4 protein-coding genes, 6 tRNA genes and 1 pseudogene are annotated in these 4,845 nt (G+C 34.0%); 8 read left to right on the top strand and 3 right to left on the bottom strand.

Translation table 11 applies throughout. The features are described 5' to 3' along the window. Nucleotides 1–4 precede the first annotated feature (4 nt). The 6 genes from AC1DRF_RS16815 to AC1DRF_RS16790 all read left to right on the top strand — a co-directional run bounded on the left by AC1DRF_RS16815 (nucleotide 5) and on the right by AC1DRF_RS16790 (nucleotide 611). Nucleotides 5–80 (top strand) — tRNA-Asp (locus tag AC1DRF_RS16815). A 15-nt stretch (nucleotides 81–95) separates the two neighbouring features. Continuing rightward, nucleotides 96–171, top strand: a tRNA-Phe gene (locus AC1DRF_RS16810). A gap of 10 nt (nucleotides 172–181) precedes the next feature. Then, nucleotides 182–257, top strand: a tRNA-His gene (locus AC1DRF_RS16805). A gap of 11 nt (nucleotides 258–268) precedes the next feature. Then, a tRNA-Gly gene (locus tag AC1DRF_RS16800) sits at nucleotides 269–342 on the top strand. Nucleotides 343–428: 86 nt separating this feature from the next. Further along, nucleotides 429–519 (top strand) — tRNA-Ser (locus AC1DRF_RS16795). Between the two features lie 20 nt (nucleotides 520–539). Continuing rightward, nucleotides 540–611: transfer RNA gene (locus AC1DRF_RS16790), tRNA-Glu, on the top strand. Nucleotides 612–1,350: 739 nt separating this feature from the next. On the opposite strand, the gene AC1DRF_RS16785 is transcribed toward AC1DRF_RS16790, so the two are convergent. Both AC1DRF_RS16785 and AC1DRF_RS16780 read right to left on the bottom strand, forming a co-directional pair. After that, nucleotides 1,351–1,809 carry a hypothetical protein gene (locus tag AC1DRF_RS16785; protein ID WP_427091797.1) on the bottom strand — a complete coding sequence of 153 codons (459 nt, stop codon included), beginning with the start codon at nucleotides 1,807–1,809 and terminating at the stop codon, nucleotides 1,351–1,353. A 99-nt stretch (nucleotides 1,810–1,908) separates the two neighbouring features. After that, entirely contained in the window at nucleotides 1,909–2,118 is a 210-nt protein-coding gene (locus AC1DRF_RS16780; protein WP_427091796.1) for a hypothetical protein, read from the bottom strand. Between the two features lie 655 nt (nucleotides 2,119–2,773). Here AC1DRF_RS16780 and AC1DRF_RS16775 point away from each other — a divergent pair. After that, nucleotides 2,774–3,433 (top strand): CAP domain-containing protein, encoded by a 660-nt coding sequence (locus AC1DRF_RS16775; RefSeq protein WP_477741203.1) that lies wholly within the window; start codon nucleotides 2,774–2,776, stop codon nucleotides 3,431–3,433. Between the two features lie 58 nt (nucleotides 3,434–3,491). Here AC1DRF_RS16775 and AC1DRF_RS16770 read toward each other — a convergent pair whose 3' ends face one another. Further along, on the bottom strand, nucleotides 3,492–3,995 hold the full coding sequence (locus AC1DRF_RS16770; RefSeq protein ID WP_377578368.1) for a hypothetical protein: 504 nt from the start codon (nucleotides 3,993–3,995) through the stop codon (nucleotides 3,492–3,494). Between the two features lie 649 nt (nucleotides 3,996–4,644). On the opposite strand from AC1DRF_RS16770, the pseudogene AC1DRF_RS16765 reads away from it, so the two are divergent. After that, a pseudogene (locus AC1DRF_RS16765) lies at nucleotides 4,645–4,830 on the top strand (PadR family transcriptional regulator); the annotation flags it as partial. Between the last annotated feature and the right edge of the window lie 15 nt (nucleotides 4,831–4,845).

The raw sequence follows: 4,845 nt of genomic DNA, 5'->3' as shown, positions 1-4,845 counted from the left end.
AAGTGGTCCCGTGGTGTAGCGGTTAACATGCCTGCCTGTCACGCAGGAGATCGCGGGTTCGATTCCCGTCGGGACCGCCATTTTAAATTTAATAAGGCTCGGTAGCTCAGTTGGTAGAGCAAAGGACTGAAAATCCTTGTGTCGGCGGTTCGATTCCGTCCCGAGCCACCATTTTAAGACGGCGATTGTGGCGAAGTGGTTAACGCACCGGATTGTGGTTCCGGCATTCGTGGGTTCGATTCCCATCAGTCGCCCCATCTTAAGTAACGCGGGTGTAGTTTAGTGGTAAAACCTCAGCCTTCCAAGCTGATGTCGTGAGTTCGATTCTCATCACCCGCTCCAAATGAAGGGCCTATRGCTCAGCTGGTTAGAGCGCACGCCTGATAAGCGTGAGGTCGGTGGTTCGAGTCCTACCTGTGGAGCCATACGGAGAAGTACTCAAGTGGCTGAAGAGGCGCCCCTGCTAAGGGTGTAGGTCGTGTAAGCGGCGCGAGGGTTCAAATCCCTCCTTCTCCGCCAGTCGTTTTAAATTTAAATATGGCCCGTTGGTCAAGCGGTTAAGACACCGCCCTTTCACGGCGGTAACACGGGTTCGAATCCCGTACGGGTCATCTTAAAAGCAGTTTGCATTTGCAAACTGCTTTTTATTTATCTTAGATAGTTTTGGTAGATACTACTTTTAGTATGTTCTAGCATATGTATAAAAGGTGCGCTTTTTATATATTTCTTCTTCAAACACACACCTGGAGAACTCCGTCATATCAAGGATGTATATAAAAAGCTGCATATCTGAGATTACATTCCATTGGTAAACCCCTTGCGCCACAAGGGGTTCTTTTTGAGGTGTGTTCCGGAAAGAGTGATTATGTTAACTAAGGTTGTATACCATATACAGGCTAAAAACAGAAAAAACCTATCTCTTCCCAGTCAAAAGAGATAGGTTTTTTCTTGACGTAATTCGAAGTTAGTCGTGATGATTTTATACATCTTGAGTAGTTTGCTCAAATTGTTAAATGTTATTCGCATAGATAATTCACCTAAAAACAGGTCAATGAATAGAATGTAATCTGTATTCTTAGAATCATCCGTCTTTCTGAGAAAACATCTTCTTAACAGTATCTATCTAAATACAAAAAACATTGGCTAAGCTTTGGCCAATGTTTTTTATATTTGTTGGGTCCTTTGTTTTATCTATTATGCTTAATGTCTATCTTTTATAAATGCCAAGAAAATTCATTATGTTAACTAAGATTGTATACTATATAAGGCTTAAAAACAGTATGTTTCATATTTTAAATCTCATTTTTAAAAAATTTAAGCTTTTTAAATTTCCTATGAAGTCTTATATTCTTAATAGTGATATTGACCAAATTTACCTCTAATTAAGTCTTTGTTTGGATCAAAATATCTACCCCATATTACGTTTTGATTTTCTTTATTGAATTCATTGCTCTTTTTTTGTGAAACAGTATTATTTTTGGGGTTATTAATAGCACTACTCTTTGCTTGAGCAATTCCAGCTTTATCAACATCACTAATAATAGTTTGTTTTGAATTTTGTTTTTTACTAAATTTAGATGAACGTTTATTTTCTTCTATAAGGAATTTCAAATTTTTTATCATGTGTGTAAATTCTTTATCACTGATTTTACCTGTTGAATGAAGAAAACATGCTATAGCATAAGCTAACGGTGTTGTGTCAACAATTAGATTAACATCAACATCAACATCTGAGTTTCCACTGTCATTTATAGCGCTTTTTACCACTGTTTGTCCGACTTTTTTATAATCACGAGGATATATACTCATCTATTGTTTCCCCCTTTCTTTATTAAAAAAGAAGGGAGAAAACAATAGATGTATCTCTCTTCTCTTTCTAGTTCATTTAATAATTTTTATTGCCTTAGTTTAGTCGTTCTTATTTTTGTTTTTATTTTTAGATTTTTGTTCTTGTTTTTGTTCTTGTTCTTGTTCAGCTTCAGATTTAACGTTAACTTTAACATCAACATAGGAGTTTCCACTATTATAAATGTTTGCAGTGTTTTTATTTTTCAACTCTTGTTCTTGTTCTTGCTGTTGTTTTTGTTCTTGTTTCTTTTCGTTATCATGTTTCGACATGCTTATCCCTCCTCGGGCAATATAAAATAATCTTTTTTCAAAGAATTGAATTGCACGTATATATTGTATGTTTTATAGACTATTAATGTTTGGACAAGTATCCATAAAAAGAAAAATGTTCTAGTGAACAAACCTTTTACTAAAGATATAGTCTTTTTTGTACCGATAAAATCCATTATGTTAACTGGTTTTGTATATCGTATACAGCTTGAAAACAGAAAAACCACTGGGCCTAATCAGTGGTTTTTCTGTTACTTGGATGTATGCAATTGGGTTCTATGAGAGATGCTTTATAGCATCTTGGGTAGTTTGCTCGAAAGGAATAATTTTATTCGATAATATAATAAAAATAGGGTATTTATTTAGTACAAGCCATTCTTAATTTACATATTATATAGGGTATACCTGCAGGTTACTCTCTTTCATAGTCCTGTTTTTTAAGTGAAAACAGGAGTTTTTTTATTTCTGATAAAATCTATTTGCTAACTAATAATGCATACCTTATACATCTTTGAAATAAAAAAACTAAAAATTAGTAAGTTATTAGCTTACTATCTTGTTGGAATTATTTACTCCTAGATTTTTAAATTTTCTATGATTATGGTTATTAACGGAAGTACTATACATACATAAATAAATATTGGGAGAGAGAATTATGAAAAAACAACTAATAGTATCTGCACTAGCTTTATCTATTATTGGTGGAGTTTCATCAACAAATGCAAGTGCAATGACTATGTATAAGGAACCACCTTTTGAAGCATACAAAGTGGCTAAAGGGGATAGTCTTTTCTTTATTGCCAAACGTTACGGGTTAGATTACAAAAAACTGATGGAATTAAATCCAAAAGTTGATCCTTACAACATGGAAGTAGGATCAATTATTCGTTTAAAATCTGAAGCTTCGGTTACTAAACCAACAGCTTCAAGTTCAGAACTAAGCGCTTATGAACAAGAAGTTGTTACATTAGTCAATCAAGAACGTGCAAAAGTTGGTTTACCAGCTTTAGAGGTTGATAATCAGCTAGCTAAAACGGCTCGTCTTAAATCTCAGGATATGCACGATAAGAAGTATTTCGATCACACATCTCCAACTTATGGTTCACCATTTGATATGATGAAACAATTCGGTATCACTTATAAAACAGCTGGTGAAAATATTGCTTACGGTCAGAAAACACCTGCTGAAGTAATGAGTGCATGGATGAATAGTCCAGGTCATAAAGCAAATATCTTAAGCAAAGACTTTACTCATATTGGAGTAGGTTACGTACAAGATGGTAGCTATTGGACACAACAATTTATTGGTAAGTAATAAAGAAAAACTAGGCTCCTCTTTTGAGCCTAGTTTTTTTGTATGCATAGCAATTAAGTTAGAGTTTTACATCTCTAACTGCTTCAAAACGTGTAGTTGCACTGTCTGCAACAATTTCACCAGTTACACTACTAACGACAAATACCTCTACTATATCTCCGGCATTTAACTGAATGATAGTAGAAACAGCTACATCATTATCAAATTGGATTGTGCTAAAAAAGTCATTGTCTCGAGCTACATCATTACCATTTACTTGAATGATTAGTAGTACTCTATAAGGGTTGTTAAAGTTATTAGGGTCAAATTGAACGCTCGCAATGATGGAATATACCCCATCTTTTTTTGGAATAAATGTAGAGCTACCAGGATTATATTCATTTGCTAAATCAAATTGTTCATTTGGAAATCTAACTTTTACGCGAGTGTTTGCAGGAACATTTTGATCATTAGTTGTATTAACAGCTCTGAACGCTGATTTTTTTACTTCATTTTCCTTGCAATCATGCCATTCTTCGGAATTTGATCCTTTTATATATTTCTTCTCATAATATTCACTCATTTTAATCACCTTCTTCAATTTATATATATATGGTATTCATCAAGAGGAAGCTTGTTTGTATGCTTGTCCTAATACTTTAAATTATTTATTGATAAAACAGAAAAAACTACTGTTCATCGCCAAGCAGCAGTTTTTTCTTTAAGATAATAGTAATATAGGAACTCAGGATCTATTGGAAGAGCAGGGGTATGCTCATTTCTATAATATGAAAAGTAATAAAAAGGGTTTGGACAAGTGTTTATTCTATCTAAAATTTCTACTATTAAAGCCCTTAATAGTAAGAGCTTTTTTTATTTTGCTCTTATAAAATCCATTATGTTAAYTAACTTTGTATATSWYATACAGCYKAMAAACAGAAAAAACTACCCTGGTGGTGATAGGGTAGTTTTTTCTGTTTCATGAATGGTAATCAATMGTTAGCTGACGTTGCAGAGCGTCTTGGATAGTTTGTTCAGAGTATCAAAATTTATCCTTGTGTTTCGAATTTCCTGTTTGAAATTTCGTTTATTCGAGTTAACTGTAAAAAAAATTAAAAAAGGTTTAACATATTATCTACTTTGTAATACTATATAGTAGTAATAAGTAATACTGAATACTGGTGATACAGAGTACTAAAAATATAAGTGAAATAAAAATGGGGGAAAAACATTTGGAAAAAATCACGGAAATGCTGAAAGGGGTGCTTGAGGGTTGTGTACTTGAAATCATCAGCCATGGCGAAACTTACGGCTATGAAATCACGCAACAACTGCGAGAACTCGGTTTCACTGATGTGGTTGAAGGCACAGTTTATACCATTACCATGCGGCTTGAGAAAAACAATCTGGTGGACATAGTCTGGTGGACATAG

It is taken from the genome of Priestia sp. P5_B4 (assembly GCF_056400385.1).
This window is presented reverse-complemented; position numbering and strand designations above follow the sequence as displayed.